The 17,939-nt window shown below is 42.4% G+C and carries 17 protein-coding genes; 12 read left to right on the top strand and 5 right to left on the bottom strand.

Annotated elements, in window-relative coordinates; genetic code table 11:
• Nucleotides 1–37: 37 nt before the first annotated feature.
• The 6 genes from JMX48_RS08360 to JMX48_RS08335 all read left to right on the top strand — a co-directional run bounded on the left by JMX48_RS08360 (nucleotide 38) and on the right by JMX48_RS08335 (nucleotide 6,647).
• Nucleotides 38–565: a disulfide bond formation protein B gene (locus tag JMX48_RS08360; protein WP_201536593.1), complete on the top strand. Its 528-nt coding sequence runs from the start codon at nucleotides 38–40 to the stop codon at nucleotides 563–565.
• Nucleotides 566–1,055: 490 nt separating this feature from the next.
• Nucleotides 1,056–1,694 (top strand): copper resistance protein NlpE N-terminal domain-containing protein, encoded by a 639-nt coding sequence (locus JMX48_RS08355; protein ID WP_201536590.1) that lies wholly within the window; start codon nucleotides 1,056–1,058, stop codon nucleotides 1,692–1,694.
• 496 nt (nucleotides 1,695–2,190) lie between these two features.
• The gene (mpl, locus tag JMX48_RS08350; RefSeq protein ID WP_201536587.1) at nucleotides 2,191–3,699 is read left to right on the top strand and encodes a UDP-N-acetylmuramate:L-alanyl-gamma-D-glutamyl-meso-diaminopimelate ligase; all 1,509 of its coding nucleotides are present in this window, start codon (nucleotides 2,191–2,193) and stop codon (nucleotides 3,697–3,699) included.
• Nucleotides 3,700–4,262: 563 nt separating this feature from the next.
• Nucleotides 4,263–4,517, top strand: coding sequence for a GlsB/YeaQ/YmgE family stress response membrane protein (locus JMX48_RS08345; RefSeq protein ID WP_201536584.1), 255 nt, complete (start codon nucleotides 4,263–4,265; stop codon nucleotides 4,515–4,517).
• Between the two features lie 202 nt (nucleotides 4,518–4,719).
• Nucleotides 4,720–5,274, top strand: coding sequence for a peptide deformylase (gene def, locus JMX48_RS08340; RefSeq protein WP_201536582.1), 555 nt, complete (start codon nucleotides 4,720–4,722; stop codon nucleotides 5,272–5,274).
• A 197-nt stretch (nucleotides 5,275–5,471) separates the two neighbouring features.
• Nucleotides 5,472–6,647: a type III PLP-dependent enzyme gene (locus JMX48_RS08335; protein ID WP_201536725.1), complete on the top strand. Its 1,176-nt coding sequence runs from the start codon at nucleotides 5,472–5,474 to the stop codon at nucleotides 6,645–6,647.
• A 105-nt stretch (nucleotides 6,648–6,752) separates the two neighbouring features.
• Here JMX48_RS08335 and JMX48_RS08330 read toward each other — a convergent pair whose 3' ends face one another.
• The 3 genes from JMX48_RS08330 to dnaJ all read right to left on the bottom strand — a co-directional run bounded on the left by JMX48_RS08330 (nucleotide 6,753) and on the right by dnaJ (nucleotide 10,083).
• On the bottom strand, nucleotides 6,753–7,679 hold the full coding sequence (locus JMX48_RS08330) for a hypothetical protein (protein WP_201536579.1): 927 nt from the start codon (nucleotides 7,677–7,679) through the stop codon (nucleotides 6,753–6,755).
• Nucleotides 7,680–7,728: 49 nt separating this feature from the next.
• A complete protein-coding gene (gene dapB / locus JMX48_RS08325; RefSeq protein ID WP_201536576.1) occupies nucleotides 7,729–8,583 on the bottom strand; it encodes a 4-hydroxy-tetrahydrodipicolinate reductase in 855 nt (284 codons plus the stop codon).
• Between the two features lie 363 nt (nucleotides 8,584–8,946).
• Nucleotides 8,947–10,083, bottom strand: coding sequence for a molecular chaperone DnaJ (gene dnaJ / locus JMX48_RS08320; RefSeq protein ID WP_201536573.1), 1,137 nt, complete (start codon nucleotides 10,081–10,083; stop codon nucleotides 8,947–8,949).
• A 441-nt stretch (nucleotides 10,084–10,524) separates the two neighbouring features.
• Here dnaJ and JMX48_RS08315 point away from each other — a divergent pair, with 441 nt between their 5' ends.
• On the top strand, nucleotides 10,525–11,175 hold the full coding sequence (locus tag JMX48_RS08315) for a DUF2939 domain-containing protein (protein WP_201536570.1): 651 nt from the start codon (nucleotides 10,525–10,527) through the stop codon (nucleotides 11,173–11,175).
• Nucleotides 11,176–11,507: 332 nt separating this feature from the next.
• Here JMX48_RS08315 and JMX48_RS08310 read toward each other — a convergent pair whose 3' ends face one another.
• Nucleotides 11,508–12,581, bottom strand: a complete 1,074-nt coding sequence (locus tag JMX48_RS08310; protein WP_201536567.1) for a disulfide isomerase DsbC N-terminal domain-containing protein — start codon at nucleotides 12,579–12,581, stop codon at nucleotides 11,508–11,510.
• A gap of 429 nt (nucleotides 12,582–13,010) precedes the next feature.
• Nucleotides 13,011–13,715, bottom strand: coding sequence for a pseudouridine synthase (locus tag JMX48_RS08305; protein WP_201536564.1), 705 nt, complete (start codon nucleotides 13,713–13,715; stop codon nucleotides 13,011–13,013).
• Nucleotides 13,716–13,912: 197 nt separating this feature from the next.
• Here JMX48_RS08305 and JMX48_RS08300 point away from each other — a divergent pair, with 197 nt between their 5' ends.
• From JMX48_RS08300 to JMX48_RS08280, 5 genes are all read left to right on the top strand, one after another.
• On the top strand, nucleotides 13,913–14,509 hold the full coding sequence (locus JMX48_RS08300; RefSeq protein ID WP_201536561.1) for a YigZ family protein: 597 nt from the start codon (nucleotides 13,913–13,915) through the stop codon (nucleotides 14,507–14,509).
• A 118-nt stretch (nucleotides 14,510–14,627) separates the two neighbouring features.
• Nucleotides 14,628–15,686: a YheT family hydrolase gene (locus tag JMX48_RS08295; protein WP_201536558.1), complete on the top strand. Its 1,059-nt coding sequence runs from the start codon at nucleotides 14,628–14,630 to the stop codon at nucleotides 15,684–15,686.
• A 43-nt stretch (nucleotides 15,687–15,729) separates the two neighbouring features.
• A complete protein-coding gene (locus JMX48_RS08290) occupies nucleotides 15,730–16,272 on the top strand; it encodes an acyl-CoA thioesterase (RefSeq protein WP_201536555.1) in 543 nt (180 codons plus the stop codon).
• Nucleotides 16,273–16,440: 168 nt separating this feature from the next.
• Nucleotides 16,441–16,788 (top strand): hypothetical protein, encoded by a 348-nt coding sequence (locus tag JMX48_RS08285; RefSeq protein ID WP_201536552.1) that lies wholly within the window; start codon nucleotides 16,441–16,443, stop codon nucleotides 16,786–16,788.
• A gap of 14 nt (nucleotides 16,789–16,802) precedes the next feature.
• Complete coding sequence (locus JMX48_RS08280) at nucleotides 16,803–17,897, top strand: hypothetical protein (protein WP_201536550.1); 1,095 nt, start codon at nucleotides 16,803–16,805, stop codon at nucleotides 17,895–17,897.
• Nucleotides 17,898–17,939 lie beyond the last annotated feature (42 nt).

The following is a 17,939-nucleotide window of genomic DNA, read 5'->3' as shown; positions in this document are numbered from 1 at the left end:
GTTTATAGGTCACTAACTTTACAAGAGTAACCAACCGATGCTACAGCTGACGACTTACCGCAATCTACAAGTATTTTTAGTAATAATGGCAGTGATAGGTATGAGTTTTGCGTTGTTTTTTTTGCAGCGCTATTTGGGCCTTACTCCTTGCCCGCTTTGTATTTTTCAACGTGTTGGTTTAATTACAATGGGTGGCTTCGCTTTGACAGCAGCGCTGTTCAATCCCAAATCCAAGGCGATGAGATTGATATTGTGGCTTGGTAGCTTAGCAGGTATTGGCTGGGCAGCTGTGGTAGCGGCTCGCCAAGTTTGGATACAGCATTTGCCTGCCGATCAAGTACCGTCATGTGGTCCTGGTTTGGACTATTGGTTAGATACCTTGCCCATTTTGCAAGTTTTCAAAGAGGTGTTTACAGGTTCTGGTGAATGTGCCGTTGTCGATTGGACATTTATGGGAATGAGTATTGCTGAGCAGGCTCTGATTTTATCTAGCGTACTATTGGTGGTGCATGCATTGATATTATTGCGTATCGTGCGACCTACCGTGCATAATCGTCTTGCTTAGTAAAATTTTCAAATCTTTATTACACTCCATTATAATTTCTCATCTAAAAAGGCATAAATACTCTGCTATTTATGCCTTTCTAGAAAATGGTTTAATGTCTGTTTAGAAATATGCCATATTAGAACCCCTCCAATAGTCTTTAACAGTCACGTTTATGCTGACTTAACTGGCCTCCATTAACTTTTAGAAATGATCGTCATAACAAAAAGTCCACAGAAATAATTTTAACTTTTGATATCTTGACACGATTGATTGTATTTCTTAATCGAACAATATGTGTAGATATCTGTCATTTTTATTTAAAAAAAGACACGTTACAGATAATGTATTCTTGGTGCTAAAACCTAAATAATATTATTAGGTTTACACTCTTTTGTTTTTAAAATAACCATACTTCCTATTGTCTTTCATTTTTGACAACCGTATTAAGTTGCCGATAGCATAGGCAATCTTTAGAAACACTGTTTGATAAACCGTTTTTGGAGTGATCATGATATATTTTGCGCCTGTTTGCTCTACCGTATTTCCTATGGTTAGGCGCTTTGGTCGCTCTCTACTACTATTGCCACTGTGTGTGCTGCTCATCGGTTGTGACAGTGCCTCCTCCAATGATGACCAAGGCGTGACGACTCAATTCGCACCTGCTAGTGATGCAGGCGATTCTGACGGGCAAAATACCTCAAAAAGTGCGCAAAACAACAGTCAGCAGCAGTCAGATAGTGATAATTTGGATAAAGAAGCCGGAGGGCAATCACTAATTGCAGCCGCTCAATCAGACAATGATATGAAGCCAGCGATGCTAAGTTCAGGGCCTGAGGGTAGCAGCACGTTACAAGCCACATTAATGGGCGATTATGGTGGCATGGTGCCATGTGATTTTTGTGACTGTACCAATGTCACTTTAAACTTATTTGCTGATGGCTCAGTCTCAAAAACCAGTATTTATCATAACCCTAAAAAACCTCAGGCACCGCTACGTGAGTCGGGCGTTTATCGTCAAGACAATAATACGATTACGATTGTCTACACAGACAAAAATATTGAGACGTATCATATTCAAGACAATCATCTTATTTTGATAGATGAGGAAAAAAATCTTAATAACGACTATGTTTTGTCGCGTCAATAATAAAACATGCAAATAAGAAAGCGCGCAACTAGTCAGCATATAAATAACTAGTCATCATATAAATAACAATAAATGTTACCAAACTGATTCTATGATAAACCATCGAAAAATATTGTGAATACTGATCATTTAATGATAATGACTCAATAACATTACATATTTAATAATGTTCGATAATCCAAATAAAGATGCTAAATAGCGCCTACTTGATAGGCGTTTTTTATTGGTCATCTAATGACGTTTACTTTACAATGAACGGCTATGAGTCACGCAGATATCGTCAGTCCTCAGTAAAAGAGAGACAAATATAGCAATACAGGCGTATATGTTCCTTGCTTGCTGTGCCTGCGCAGACAGAGGCTACGTAAAATTTACGCCTGTATTGCTATATATATTTTATAGTGGATTGACTATATAACCAGCAGCCATTGAACGCCGCTGACCTTATGGTAGCTCCACCATTTATTCCTTTCATTTAAATTTGTACGGAACGTCTATGCACATTCATATTCTTGGTATTTGTGGTACTTTTATGGGTTCGCTGGCGCTACTGGCGCGGGCGCTTGGGCATACCGTCACAGGTTCAGATGCCAATGTTTATCCTCCTATGTCCACCCAACTTGAGGAGGCGGGCGTCACTATCCAAGCGGGCTATCTGATAGAACATTTGCAGCCAGCGCCAGATTTGGTCGTCGTTGGTAATGCGATGAAACGTGGCATGGATGTCATCGAATATATGCTGGATACGGGTCTTCGCTATACCTCAGGACCGCAGTTTTTATCTGAACAAGTGCTGCAATCGCGCCATGTAATAGCCGTTGCCGGTACACACGGTAAAACGACGACGACCACGATGCTCGCTTGGATACTGCATTACGCTGGCATCGATACTGGGTTTTTGATCGGCGGCGTACCCTTGGTGGATACTACTGATGAGCATTTGCAGCAAGTATTTGCCCATAGCAGCTATTTGGGTGTAGAAGTAAACAGCTTGGGCGCAGAAAAAAACAGCAGCGAGCGCTCAAAAACCGGTTATTTTGTTATTGAGGCGGATGAATACGACTCTGCATTTTTTGATAAACGTTCAAAGTTCGTTCATTACCGCCCGCGTACCGCTATCTTAAACAATCTTGAATTCGATCACGCGGATATTTTCGCTGATCTCAATGCTATTCAGACTCAGTTTCATCACATGGTACGCATGATTCCAAGTACTGGTAGGATCATCATGCCAGCCGCGACCGCAAGCTTAGAAGATACGTTAGCGAAAGGCGTTTGGACCCCTATTTGGCGTACCAGTGTCATCGATTCTGCGGTAGCTAAGGCTGATACAGAAGATAGCGTTCCAAAAGATAGCAGCGATTGGCAAGCGGAGCTTATTCGTAAAGACGGTGGTCAGTTTAAAGTAACTTTCACTGCTGGTGATAATGAAACAGCCATCGTAGATTGGTCGATGAGCGGTATGCACAATGTGAATAACGCCTTGGTGGCGGTAGCGGCAGCCTATGACGTTGGGGTCAGCGTTTCTACTGCTTGCGCAGCGTTATCTGCTTTTGCTGGCATAAAGCGCCGCATGGAGCTAATCGGTGATATCAATGATATTTTAGTGTTTGATGATTTTGCTCATCATCCCACTGCCATTAGCACGACATTAGATGGTGCCAAAAAGAAGCTAAGTAACCGACGCATTTGGGCAATCATTGAACCTCGTAGTAACACCATGAAAATGGGTATTCACCAAGACAGCTTAGCCGAGTCTGCCGCCCTCGCTGACGACACTTTATGGTATGAGCCTACTGGTCTAGAATGGGGTTTAAGAGAAGTCATTGATAATGCCAATGCTACCAACTCTAATATCGACAACCAACAAGTCCTCTCTAGTGTCGATGCGATTATTGAACATATCAGCATCCATGCACAAGCAGGTGATGCGATTGTCATTATGTCTAATGGCGGATTTGAAGGGATTCATCAGCGTTTATTGACGACCTTACGTAGCAAATAGCCGATAATTTAGTCAAATAAAAGCCAAACATTTTTAAATAATAGCGTCGCCTTGTTAAAGTCGATCCACTATAAAGTAGATACAGTGCTACTGGGATAATTTTTGCGCCGCCTCTGTCTGCGAAGGCACAGCAAGCAAGGAAAATTTATCTCAGTAGCGCGTGGTAATAGTGGTATCTCTTTTATCTAGGACTGACTATATCAATGAGCGACGCTTTTTATTTCCAAATTTTCGCAGTCGATTGCTATTTAAAAAGGCTATAGTCAGTGAAAATTAATATCAGCATTACCATAGGGTTTTTAGGATATTTTGACTATATCCATCAAGACATTAATCACGACTTTATTTGCGACTTTATTTGCGACTTTGCTACCTTTGTAACCTTTCATTTACCTATCCTCTCTCCATATTAGCAAATCCCTGCTTTTTCTCACATAGCTCATACACTGGTAACATTTCGTGCTTACCTTTACTTCTATGCAATGCATACAATGAAGTTATAAAAATTAGTACATGATTAAATGACTAAACCATTATAAATGACAGTAAATTTGGAGAATGAAATGAGCTTTATTTGGATGATTATCGTAGGTTTGGTTGCTGGTCTACTAGCTCGTGCTATTAAGCCTGGCAGTGACCCTATGGGCTGGATTATGACGATTGTATTGGGTATCGTTGGTGCGATGCTTGGTGGCTTTATTGCTAGTATTGTCGGTATCAACGCTGATGGCGGCTTTACCGGTCTGATATTCTCAGTGATCGGTGCCATCATATTGCTCTTCTTATATGAGATGATTATGAGCAAACGTCGCGTATAATTGCTTATGAGCCATATCTGATTCAAAAGAGAGGAAGCCTTGCAAATAGCAGGGCTTTTTTGTTTTTTGGCCAAAACTGATAATCGCAATATTTCAAAGTCATCAACTGATATAGAGGGGAAAGTATTGATAAGCATTACTTTTGTCCCCATTTATCTTATAATACCAACCCTATTTTATCCTTATCATTGAGGTGAGCATTATGGCATTACTCCCTATTTTAAATTATCCAGACCCGCGCCTGCGCACCATTGCAAGGCCTGTCAAGGAAGTGACTGCTGAAATCAAAACCTTAATCGCTGATATGATTGAGACCATGTATGATGCACAAGGCATCGGTTTGGCTGCCAGTCAGGTTGACCGTCACATTCAGCTCATTGTCATGGATTTATCTGAAGATAAAGACAGTCCAAGGGTTTTTATTAACCCAAAAGTGACACCGTTGGTAGAAGAAAAACAGGCTTACGAAGAAGGCTGTTTATCGGTACCTGATGTCTACGATAAGGTTGAACGTCCTAATAAAGTGCGTATCGAGGCGTTAGATGAGAATGGTGAAAAAATTGATGAAGTCGTTGAAGGCTTACTAGCAGTATGTATTCAGCATGAGATGGATCATCTAAATGGGGTTATATTCGTCGATTATTTATCACATTTGAAACAAACTCGTGCTCGCGACAAAGTGCGTAAAGTCATCAAAATACGTGAAAAACAAGGCGAACAATCTGCTGATAAGCAGCCGCAGCCAACCAATTCTTAATGTGCTTAGCTTTTAATCCGAGCGTTACATAAACCGATTGTCACATGAGCCGATCATTGCATAAGCCGATCATCGCATAAACTTAGTTTCCATAGCTTTATGACGCACTATGGTAACGATCTGACGCTAAAATAGGGCTATGACGCAAGCTTGTATTCTCTAACATATATTTTTATTAAAGGTTTACTACCATGTCCATGATCAAAATCGACCAATATTTTGACCCTGCCGGCTGGCAGAAATTCACCAAAGCAGCTGAAGGCCGCGAGACACCACTTTTGGTGGTAGACCTAAGCCGTATTAAAACGAAATATCATGAAATGGTTGGTTTTTTTCCGAATGCCAAAATTCATTATGCGATGAAGGCCAGTCCTGCTGTCGAAGTCATCGATCTATTGGCTGATCTTGGCTCAAACTTTGATTGCGCCTCGATTTATGAGCTTGATCGCGTACTAGACTGCGGCGTTGAGCCATCTCGTATTTCTTATGGCAACACCATCAAAAAAGCCGAACACGTCAAATATGCGTTTGAGAAAGGCATTGATCTGTATGCGACCGATTCAGAAGCAGATTTAAAAAACATCGCAAAATACGCGCCCGGTTCAAAAATATTTGTACGTATCTTGGTACAAGGGTCAGATACTGCTGAATGGCCATTGTCTCGCAAATTTGGTTGCCATCCTGATATGGCGATTGAGCTATTGATTCAAGCCCGTGATTTGGGCTTGGTGCCTTACGGCATCTCGTTCCATGTGGGCAGTCAGCAAAAAGACGTTGCCGCGTGGGATGATGCGTTAGCCAAGGTCAAATATATGTTTGACTGGATGAAAAATGAAGAAAACCTTAAGCTACAAATGATTAACTTGGGTGGCGGTTTTCCAGCCAACTATATCAGTGAAGTGAACCCCATAAAAGTCTATGCAGAAGAAATCAATCGTTATCTGACGGATGACTATCATGCCGAAGACATGCCTGAGATTATTCTTGAGCCGGGTCGGTCGTTGGTCGGTGGTTCAGGCGTGCTAGTCAGTGACGTGGTATTGATTTCTCGTAAATCAAATACGGATTTGACGCGCTGGGTATATACCGATGTGGGATTGTTCCAAGGCTTAATAGAAACCTTGGGTGAGGCCATCAAGTATCCTGTTTATACACCAAAAATGGAAACCTCAACCAGCGAAGGTACGGTAGTATTGGCAGGTCCAACATGTGACTCGACCGATATCATGTATGAAGAAGCGGGTTATCAGCTACCACAAGAGCTGGAGATTGGTGATAAAATCTTTTGGCTGACCACTGGCGCTTATACCAACTCTTATTCGTCAATTGAGTTCAATGGTTTTCCGCCATTAGAAGTGGTTTACGTTGACTAGTTTTCAATCATTGATTGATTTTTAATAACTGGTTATAAATAAAAAAGCGCGACACTGGTATCATCAGTGTCGCGCTTTTTTATGCTTAACTGATTGATTGTTTGATTACTGAATCAACAATGAAATAGGCACATAGCGATTACTATTAACAGCCCTATTGCCACTACTGGCTGAGTCTTGAGAGATTTGTCCGATAGTTGTCCACTGCCCTCGTGGCACAATGAGTGTGCTACTCAGTCTTTGACCTTGGATGCTATTGTTACCAAAGCTATTTTCATTGTAGGACGAATTGGATCGCACCAGTCTCTCTTCAACTTGTGATAATTGCACTTCGATTTGACCATTCGCCAATAGTCTTGGCGTCACGCTAATGCCTTGAGTCGTTGGCAGCAATACCTGCTGTTGAATAATAATTTGTCCTGATGGACGATTATAATTTGGATAATTGGTGCGATTATAATTTGGATAATTGGTGCCATTATAAGTTTGCGTTAAAGAGTAAAGCGTCCCTGTACTAATGCTGGCGGCGCTACCGGACAAGGTTTGCACTTGATATGAGCTATTGCTCTGCTGCTGGCTATTACTCTGATTGATAATGCCCGACCCTTTAATGCCTCGATTATTGATAATAATCTGGCCTTGCTGAATATTGCTTTGGCTGCTGCTATTATTACCCACTTGCACAGTGACGATTAGCGCTTGCGGCTGACGATCAATTTGCGCCAATAGCTGTTGTACTGTCTGATAATTAGCGGCAGTCGTCTGCAATATCAGTTTGCCTTGATAAGTGCCAACCGTGCCACCGTCACGACTAGTATTCAGTTGCTGACGCACCGCTGGTAGTAGTGCCTCACCACCGTAGGTATCGATGACATAGGTTTTGTAATGGCTCTGAGCACTATCAGCGTGCACCATGATTGGCAAGACAACCAAACCTAGCATAAACGCTGTTTGGCACGCATAACTCGCACTCTTGATAGCGCTAATCGTACTACCAAGCGTTGCTATCAGGTTATCTCTAAACTTATCCACGTTCCACTCCTAATGGTGAGCAAGCCAACCGAGTAACAATCAAAAAATACTACTCATTTAAACCCAAGACATCTTGCATATTATATTGTCCAGCTGACTGCTGCATGACCCAAGTCGCTGCGCGTACCGCACCAGCAGCAAAGGTCATGCGGGCGCGGGCACGATGGGTAATCTCGACGACTTCACCATCAGCAATGAACATGACCGTATGATCGCCAATGATTTCACCACCGCGAATGGCATGAATACCAATAGTTCCCGCCTCGCGCTCGCCCGTTTGACCTTCACGGCCATAGACAGCAACGTCTTTTAGATTCTGTCCGCGTGCTTCGGCCACTGCTTCTGCCATCATATACGCCGTACCTGATGGTGCATCGATTTTATGTTTGTGATGGGCTTCGATGACTTCGACATCTGCATCATTGCCAAATGCTTTAGCCGCCATTGCTAACAATTTCAATGATAAGTTGACGCCTGTAGAATAGTTACCAGCATAAACGATCGCAACTTGCTCACTCACTTTGGCCAATACTTGCTCTTGCTGCTCATTAAATCCTGTGGTGCCGATGACCATGGCGACATTGTGCGCGGCACAGATTTTCATGTTTTGTTCAGTCGCATCCGGCAAGCTAAAGTCAATCAAGACATCGATATCATTGATTACGGATATTAGATCATCAACAATCGCTATATCCAAGCGACCGATAGCCGCAACTTCGCCCGCATCTGCGCCAACAAGGCTCGATCCTTGACGCTCGATTGCTGCATTGAGCGTCGTCTGCGAATTGTCTTTGACTGCTTCGATGAGCATACGACCCATCCGCCCGCCTGCCCCAATCACACCGACAGCGATGGTTGCTTTATTTGTCTGTTCGTTGGTTTGGTCGTTTGTTGATTGACTCATATCTTTATCCTAGAGGTCTTATTTTTAATGGAGCTACTTTTAGTAAAACTGATTTTTGAGTTCTATTTGTCCTAAGTTTAGCAAATATCATCGAGCAATGGTTTTTTATACAGCCAATAAAAAGCCCAAAGGTTTCATGTGAAACTTTTGGGCTAAATTTAGATATAGTCAGTCCTAGATAAAAGAGATACCACTATTATCACGCGCTACTGAGATAAATTTTCCTTGCTTGCTGTGCCTTCGCAGACAGAGGCGGCGCAAAAATTACCCCAGTAGCACTTTATCTACTTTATAGTGGATCGACTTTAAACATAAATAACTTGACGCATAAACGACTTTTTTAAACGCTATTAGTCAAAGCTATTAGTCAAACAAGTCGCCAATCTTTTTGAAGAAAGATTTTTTATGCGGCGACTGCTGATGCTTACTATCACCATCCAAGGTATCTTGGAATTCACGCAGCAGATCTTTTTGCTCGCGCGTCAAATTCACTGGCGTCTCGATGACCACACGGCAGATTAAATCACCTTTCATGGTCGTGCGTACTGGCGTCACACCTTTGCCGCGTACACGTAGCAGTTTGCCACTTTGCGTGCCTTCAGCCACCTTGATTTTTACTTTGCCATCTAAGGTTGGGATTTCGACTTCTTTACCAAGTGCTGCATCAGTTATGCTGACTGGCACATCCATATAAAGATCGGCACCTTGACGGGTGAAAACGTTGTGTGATTTGACACGCACTTCTACGTATAGATCGCCGTTTTGCACGCCAGCACCGCCCGCTTCACCCTCGCCTGCTAGACGGACGCGATCACCATCATCGACACCCGCTGGGATAGAAACCTCTAGCGTGCGTGACTTGTCTTTAACGCCATTACCGTGACAATCAGGACAAGGATTTTTGATTTGTTTACCAGAGCCGCCACACTGCGGGCAAGCTTGCTGCACGGCAAAAAACCCTTGCTGCATACGCACTTGGCCTTGACCATGACACATCTGGCAAGTCACGACATCAGAGGCGTCTTTTGCGCCTTTCCCATGGCACGTATCGCAAGGTGCAGGAGCCGTAAAGCTGATTTCTTTTTTGCAGCCACGTACCGCTTCTTCTAAAGTCAACTCAATCACGTAACGCAGATCTGAACCACGGCGCGAACGACCACCGCCGCCACCGCGTGACTGACCAAAGATATCGCCAAAGTTACCAAAGATATCGCCAAAGATGTCCTGGAAATTACCATTACCGCCGCCACCAAAACCGCCACCGCCCATACCATTCTCAAAGGCAGAGTGGCCCATACGGTCATAAGCTGAACGCTTTTCTGCATCGCTCAATACTTCATAAGCCATTGACGCTTCTTTAAATTTATCTTCGGCATCAGGGTCATCGGAGTTACGATCTGGATGGTATTTCATCGCCAGCTTGCGGTAAGCTCGCTTCACTTCCTTGTTGTCAGCGGTCTTACTGACACCTAATACTTCATAAAAATCGCGCTTACTCATGGGCTCTCCTATCGTCTTTACAGTCTACCGGCCAGTCGATTCATTAACTTGAGCCAATTATCTTCTAAATTCCGACCATCATCGCACTCAAAGGTTTCACATGAAACATAGTAGATGACAAACGGAACGAGCAGATAATTATATGAATCTTATAAGCGAATACGGCAGGATGCTGCTTAGCCAAATTAATTATTAAAAGTTTGCGCTGTTTATGGAGATGGTGTGATGATTTATCAAGCGCTTAGGAAGTGAAAGTATGAGTCCGGAGGGTTTCTTCTGCACAAAAAGGTTTGATTAAGAAATACACAAAGGTTTTCATACCGTAATAATCATCAGCCATGCTAGTATTTATCGCCATATTTGTGTTTATTTAAACACTTAGATTAAAATATGGTTATTTATATTCAAAGCCATTAATTTTGTGATAAGGGATCGATTGTTATGAAGAAGCTGATTGTTTTATTGATTGTCATTGCCGTGGCAGTCTTTGCAGGTTCGCCTTATTACAGCGCTTATCAGCTCAAAAATGCTTATGATGCCAAAGATGGTGCCACTATCGCAGCAGCTATCGACTATGACCAAGTAAGGCCTAGCATTCAAAACCAATTGACCAGCCAGTTTACGGCGACGATGGGTAAATATCCTTTAGTTGCTGAGCTGGGCGGCGAGCCATTGACCCAAGCGGCCAATGACTTTATCGTAAAAGCCGTCGATGGCGCCATTACGCCACAAAACATCGAAAAAGTAATCAATACCCAAGGTCAAGCCAATACAGCCACCAAAGAGCTGGCCGCCGCATGGGCAATCGCGAGCAATCAAGTTGACTTAAAAAACCTCATTCAAAGTTTAATCATCCAGCGCGGTGACGTGAATGCCGTGGTTCAAAGCCAAATGAAGCAAATCATGAAAAAACAAGCGGCTGAACTTGAGCAACAAGCCGCGCAAGGCTCGGACAGTGACAAACCAAAGCTGAGCTATTGCGGGATGAATTGCTTTAACATCAGCGGTCAAGTTAAAGGCTATCCTCTTACCATAGAGATGCAGCGCGAGGGTTTGATTGGCTGGAAAATCGTTAACATCGTTCTGCCTTAACCTCTACTTCTAATAGTCAAAGCCTTGCTATTAATCTTTATTAACCTGAATAAAAAACCGTTTTATGAGCCATGTTCATAAAGCGGTTTTTTTTGCTGAATCTATAACGGATCCTCTATAAAAAGGTACAGTGCTACTGGAATAAATTTTGCGAAGCCTCTGTCTGCAACGGCACAGCAAGCAAGAAAAATTTATCACAGTAGTACGCGATAATATTTGACCCTTTCTTATTTAGGCTAGGGCGTGTTCTCATTTTAAAAATGGTAATAAAAATGAGGACACGCCCTAGTAATCTGCCCAATAAATAACAACACTGGGCTGCGTTAATTTGACTATTCGATACCTAAAAACTCTAAAAATTCAGGACTCTCAAAACTGGCTTGATACAGTACACCATCTTCACGATAAATAGCGGGTGTCGCAATCACCGCGAGGCCAGCAGCCTTGTCGCGATTAGGCGTGATGGGATCGACCTTACAACTGGCTGGCGCAGGTGTCATCTCACCTTTTAGCATGGCTTTATCAAAAGCCTTGCGGCGACTGGCATCGGAGCCTTGACACCAGATACCCCGCATTTGCTCGGGTGACTGCTCATATATCGGATAGGCAATAACCTTGACCGTCACGCCTTTTGCATTCAGCATCGGTAGTTGTTGATGAAGTCTACGGCAATAGGGACAGTTCACATCGTCAGCCACGTATATAACGGCTTTTTCAGGCGTGGTGGCTGGATAATTAATCAGCTGATTATCATCTAAAGTAGCAAATACCGACTGATTTTTGCGGCTTTCAAATGCTGTGTCGAGACCCATAAATTGACCATTTTCGATAACTGAGATCTCGCCATCAGTTATATACTGGGCATCATCTGATAATAAGAAAGGCACGCCTTCTAATGTTGCACCCCAAATAACGCCCGGTACTGCGGTGTAAAAAAGCGGTGTTTTGGCACTCATGTTTTTGAGCGCGCCCATATTGGCAAGCATAGCCGATTTAACCGCCGCACTAACGGGTTGACCTATTTGCTCACTATTACTACGTTGCAGCGTTTTAGTCACTACCCGCTTGCTTGGGTTTTTTTGTAGCTCGCCTTGAATGACGTATTTACCGTCTTCAGTCATATGTAGTGGCAACTGCCCAGCCAAATTAACCTGATACATATTGGGTAAGTTTGATGCCACGATAGAGGTGATTTGTGTTTTGATGCCTGCTTGCGCTAAAACTTGGCGCAACCGCTTGTCGACAGACGCGCTGACCGTGTCAACCACTTGCGTATTTTCGGCGCTATGAGCACTTTGACCCGCGTTTTTACTGATAACGTCAGTGGCGTTAGGCTGAGCACAGGCCGTCGTTGCCAGTACCAAGATGCCAATCGAGCTAGCCGATTTCAATAAAGGGAGTTTCACAGAGACAGTCCTATCTGATTTTAATAATGATCATTTCTGATCATAAAAATTATTATAAAAATAAATGTATTAGTTAAAAATATAGCCTGAGCAAAGTAATGCCGATACATCATGCACTACTGATATCAGTTTTTCTTGCTTGCTGTGCCGTTGCAGACAGAGGCTGCAAAAAACTGATATCATTAGTACCATAATTTTTTTAAGATAATTTGAGTATATATATTTAAAAGACAAACAGACTTTAGCATGCAAAGGAATCTTGCAAAGGCGTAAAGCCTGAATTTTGCAAAACTGCTACTCAGCTTTAAGAGACAGGCAACACAGACAGCTAACAAAAATAGCGAGCAGCAAAAAGCAGCGAACTTTTGGTGCGCTGCTAATGGTATTCAATAGACTATTTTTAAACCATAATCTTAATAAGATGAGTACTTAGAATTTGGCAACTTCATCGGCAGTTAAGAAACGACTATCGCCTTTTTCTAAACCTTCTAAGCTAATATGACCAATGCTAGCGCGGTGCAGCTCAGTCACTCTATTACCAAAATATCCCATCATACGTTTTACTTGATGATACTTACCTTGCTCCAACGTCAAACGGGCATGCGTGTCATCGATGAACTCAAGAATCGCTGGCTTGGTTTCTTCGTGATCGCCTTCTAATAAGATGCCTTCAGCCACTTCTTTTACCGCATTTGCCTGCGCATCGCTATCCATCGCATCGGCTAAAGTCAGCTCATAAATTTTTGCATGTTCATGCTTGGGGCTGGTGACACGGTGTAGCCAGCCGCCATCATCACTGATAAGGAGCGCCCCAGTCGTATCGACATCAAGGCGTCCTGCAATACGTAAGCTACCGAGCTCTGGTACTGCAATCAGCTCAGTGACGATTGGGTATTCTTTGGCTTTTAAGGTACATTCAAACCCTTCAGGCTTATGCAATAAGATATAGCGATTGCCAGCCGCGACTGACAGTGGCTCACCTGCCCACATCACCTCGTCATTGACGATATCGACATGTAGACCTGGATCTTTGACGACTTGCTCGTTCACTGTGATTTCACCTGCGTGCATAATCTTTTTCGATTCTTTGCGCGACAGCTCAGTGGCTTTACTAATAAATTTGTCTAGACGCATACTATTAACTACCATCCGTTTTATGATACCAACTCTACCTCAAAGTCCAACGTCACAAGCAATCACACCTAGCTTGTACGTTATATTCAATGGTGAGAAGTGGTATTATAATAAAAAATAAAATAAACACTGCGCCAAATACGGACAACAGTGAAAGTGAGACAAGTTTACCATATTCAACCTAGACCTGATGAAATATGAGCTATCAAACGCTAAAACGTACGGTCACTGCGCGCTTAACGATTAAGAAATCTGAGTTTATTGCTTACTCGTATCCAGTCGCCTCACGTGAAGAGGCAATGTTTCACGTGGAACAGCTGCGCGAACAATATGCCGATGCCCGTCATCACTGCTGGGCATACATCATTGGCGATCCCAATAACACCACCAGTGCGGGCTTCGATGACGATGGCGAGCCAAATGGAACGGCAGGCAAGCCCATACTCAATGTCTTGCAGCACAAATCTATCGGCAATGTCATTATCATCGTGGTGCGTTACTTTGGCGGTATCAAACTGGGCGCTGGTGGTCTGACCCGTGCTTATGCAGGCTCGGCACAAGCAGCGGTTGATGAAATGACATTAAGTCCTTATGTACCGATGGCGCAAGTGCAGATACTCGCTGAGTTTGCCACTGAAGCGCAATGCCGCTATGTGGTCGAGAGTCTACACGGCAAGATTGATGACGTTACTTATAGTAAGCAAGTTACGCTTACCGCAACGCTTGCTGAGGCAGATGTCGACAGCTTAAAAGAACGCCTTGCGATGGATGGACGGGTGTTAGATGAATCTTAACTTTACCCTTAAATCATCAAAAATTCTGAGCAACCAGTCGTTCACTGAAAGTCTTTGGCTTTCCCTATATCTATCGGTATCATAATCTCATTCTTAAAACTAACGATAAGAACACGCCATGCAAACCTACAATCTGCCGAACCATTTCGAACCTAAACCTTTTAAACCGCCTTTTTGGCTGACCAATCCGCATCTACAAAGCATCTTGCCTAAGTTTTTTGCACCAATCGCACCCACCTATCGTCGTATGGTGAGGCAAGACTCATTGGGTGAGACTGATATTGCTTATGACTTTTATGATGCGCATCCTATCAAATCAGAAGGAAATGATGAGCTTGAACAGACGCCCTTAATCGTATTGTTTCATGGTATGGAAGGCAGTAGCGACAGTCATTATGCGCGGGTGTTGGCTTATCAAATGCACGCTCAGGGCTGGCACTTTGTGGTGGCGCATTTTCGCAGTTGTGGCGGCATTCCTGCTAATGGTCGAGTTTTTTATAACGCGGGTGATACCGATGAAGTGCATCACGCGTTACAGAATCTAAGTCAGCAATACGCCAATATATATGCAGTTGGGGTGTCGCTGGGTGGCAATGCGTTGGCAAAATATATGGGCGAATATGGGGACAAAGCCATTTGCAAAGGCGCTGCGGTGATCTCTGCGCCCGTCGATATGTCATCGGCCGCGCTCAATATGCATGGTTTTTTAAGTCATCGCATCTACACGCCGTACTTGCTCAATCCTATTATCAAAAAAGCACTGGCCAATGACATTACCAAAGAAGAAATCGCTGCTATCAAAGCGGTCAATCGTATTAGCGATTTTGATGATATCTTTACCGCGCCGCGCCATGGCTACCGCTCTAACAATCACTATTATCAATCTTCCTCTGCCCTCCCTTATTTGATTAAAGTGACCAAGCCTTTATTATTAATCAGTGCCAAAGATGACCCTTTTATCGGCTTTACCGCAACGCCAAATGATGTGTCCACTAGCGTTACCATCATCGACACAGAACACGGCGGGCATATCGGTTATCTGCGCTACTCTTCAACGAAAAGACCAATTAACACAAATAAAAATAACGGTAAAAAATCAAGATTTGATATCAATTGGATACCCGAAACCGTCAGTGCGTATTTTGAAGCTATTGGTGTTGGTTTTAATCATGAATAATCTGGCAAGCCAAACTCTACTTTTCAACTTTTGAGACGACTCTATGTATCCATTTATTCGTTATGCCAGCACCATCGCTCATGCCGCGCTGCAAGTAAAAAAGGGCAATACCTTAACGCTGAAAGAGACCAGTGAGATTCGGTTTCGCTGTCGCCTGACGGATATCGATAACTTCTTGGAGATGAATAATGGTCGCGTCTTCACACTGTATGATTTGGGGCGTATGGATTTTGCAGTACGTACGGGGCTTGGCAAGCAGCTTTTAAAACAGCGTTGGGGGTTGGTCGTCGCTGGCAGTACTATCCAATACCGCAAGCGTATTCGCGCTTTTGAAAAGCTCACGCTAAAGACCAAAATCGTCGGCATTGATGCGCGTTGGATGTATATCGAGCAATCGATGTGGGTCAAGGGTGAGCCGTGCTCTTCTGCCATCCTGCGCACTGGCGTTACCGAAGGTGGCAGAGTCATCGATACGTCACGCGTGCTGGCGGCTTTGGATCAGTCTGAGTGGGCGTTGCCACCGACTGGTTATGTGGCAGAATGGATTGAGAGTGATGCTGGTCGTCCGTGGCCGCCGGAGGGTTAATATTAGTTTTTTTCAAGATTAGATGAATGGGTTGGTTTTCTTAATTATCTTTTTGAACATTTGGAAAACCGACTTTTTTATTTCATGCAAAGCAATACAAACTTAAATATATAAACTTTAGTATGCTAATGTTATATTAACTTATATGCTTCAATAAGCGTGAATTTTATGACTAATAGAAATAGTGAATATGAAAGCTTCTTGAATGAGTGGCAAGAGTTAGTAAATAAAATTTGCGATGTGCCTATAGTAGATACCGATAATGAATCAACTGATCCTACTCAAGAATTTGCCCGATTATTAAAAGTTATAACTTATATAGATGAGACTATAAAGAGTATTGATAGTGAACTTGTTCCTTTAACCTTATGGAGCGAATGTAAAAATCATTGTATAAGCTGCAAAGCCAGTGTCGAAGAAGCTATCAATAACCAAACTGAAGCGACTGTTCTAACAGCTAATAACTCAGTAGATGTATTACTTTCTAAACTGGTCCCTACTTTCAAGATTCTTTAGCTAAAATTAAAGCGATGAAGCCCGCTTTCAATCAATATACTAAATATATCACAAATCAGATCGAGACTTATAAAGAGAAAAACAATGATTTAGTAAAGCACCTTAAAGGAAAGGTAAGTACTGCTTCAAAGATTAATGATGAATTGCTTGAGTATAAAAATAGTATTTCGAAGTTACATAATGAGTTTTTAGTAGGCACAGACGAAGAACCTTCACTGCAGGCAAAGATGAAAGGTCTGGAAGAATCTATCGACGAACAACGCTCTAAGATAGACGCCTTTTATAGTTCTCTTTTGATAGATGAAGGCTCAATACAGTCTAAAATAGAAGAAGCTCAAGAGCTAATAACTACTGCAAATATAGAAGTCCAAAAAATTCGAGATGATTTATCCATAAAGCTTAATGAATTAGACGACTTTCATAACAAAGTTTTTGGGGAACCTAATGCAGAGGGTGACATAGAAGATGGTCTCAAATTTGAAATTAATGAAAGAAAAAATAACTTAGATTCTTTAATCACCACTCAGACAGATCAATACAAAGTTATAAAATCTAATATTGAAAGTCTGTTGCCTGGCGCTACAAGTGCTGGATTAGCAAGTGCTTATCATGAATTAAGTATATCTTTCAACGAACCTATAGAAAAATATTCCAAATATTTTACTGTCTCTCTTTTTCTTCTTTTACTTGTATCAGGTTCCTTGACCATACATAGTTTACTTTTGACTGATTTTTCATCAAATGCTGATGGTCGTAATTTTTTCAATGATATAGGCGTGTTTTTACTTCAACGCTTACCTATTGTTCTACCTATTATCTGGTTTGCGATATTTGCTTCTAAAAGAAGAAGTGAGGCGGAGAGACTAAAACAAGAATACGCACATAAGGAAGCTTTGGCTAAGTCCTATCAGAGCTTTAAGCTTCAGATAGAAGAACTTGATAGTGAAAACAAAGAACCTTTACTAGAAAAACTTTTAGCTGCTGCTATTGAAACTATATCTATGAACGCTTCAAATACGTTAGATAAAAAGCATGGTGATAATGCTCCTCTAATTGGTATCTTCGATAAAACTGCTAATAAACTCCCTTTTACTGACCCTAAAGAGTAGTCTTTTCATAAACTATACCTACTTAGCTACAAAACCGTAGTC

This window comes from Psychrobacter immobilis, assembly GCF_904846225.1.
Classification (GTDB): Bacteria; Pseudomonadota; Gammaproteobacteria; order Pseudomonadales; family Moraxellaceae; genus Psychrobacter; species Psychrobacter immobilis_F.
This window is presented reverse-complemented; position numbering and strand designations above follow the sequence as displayed.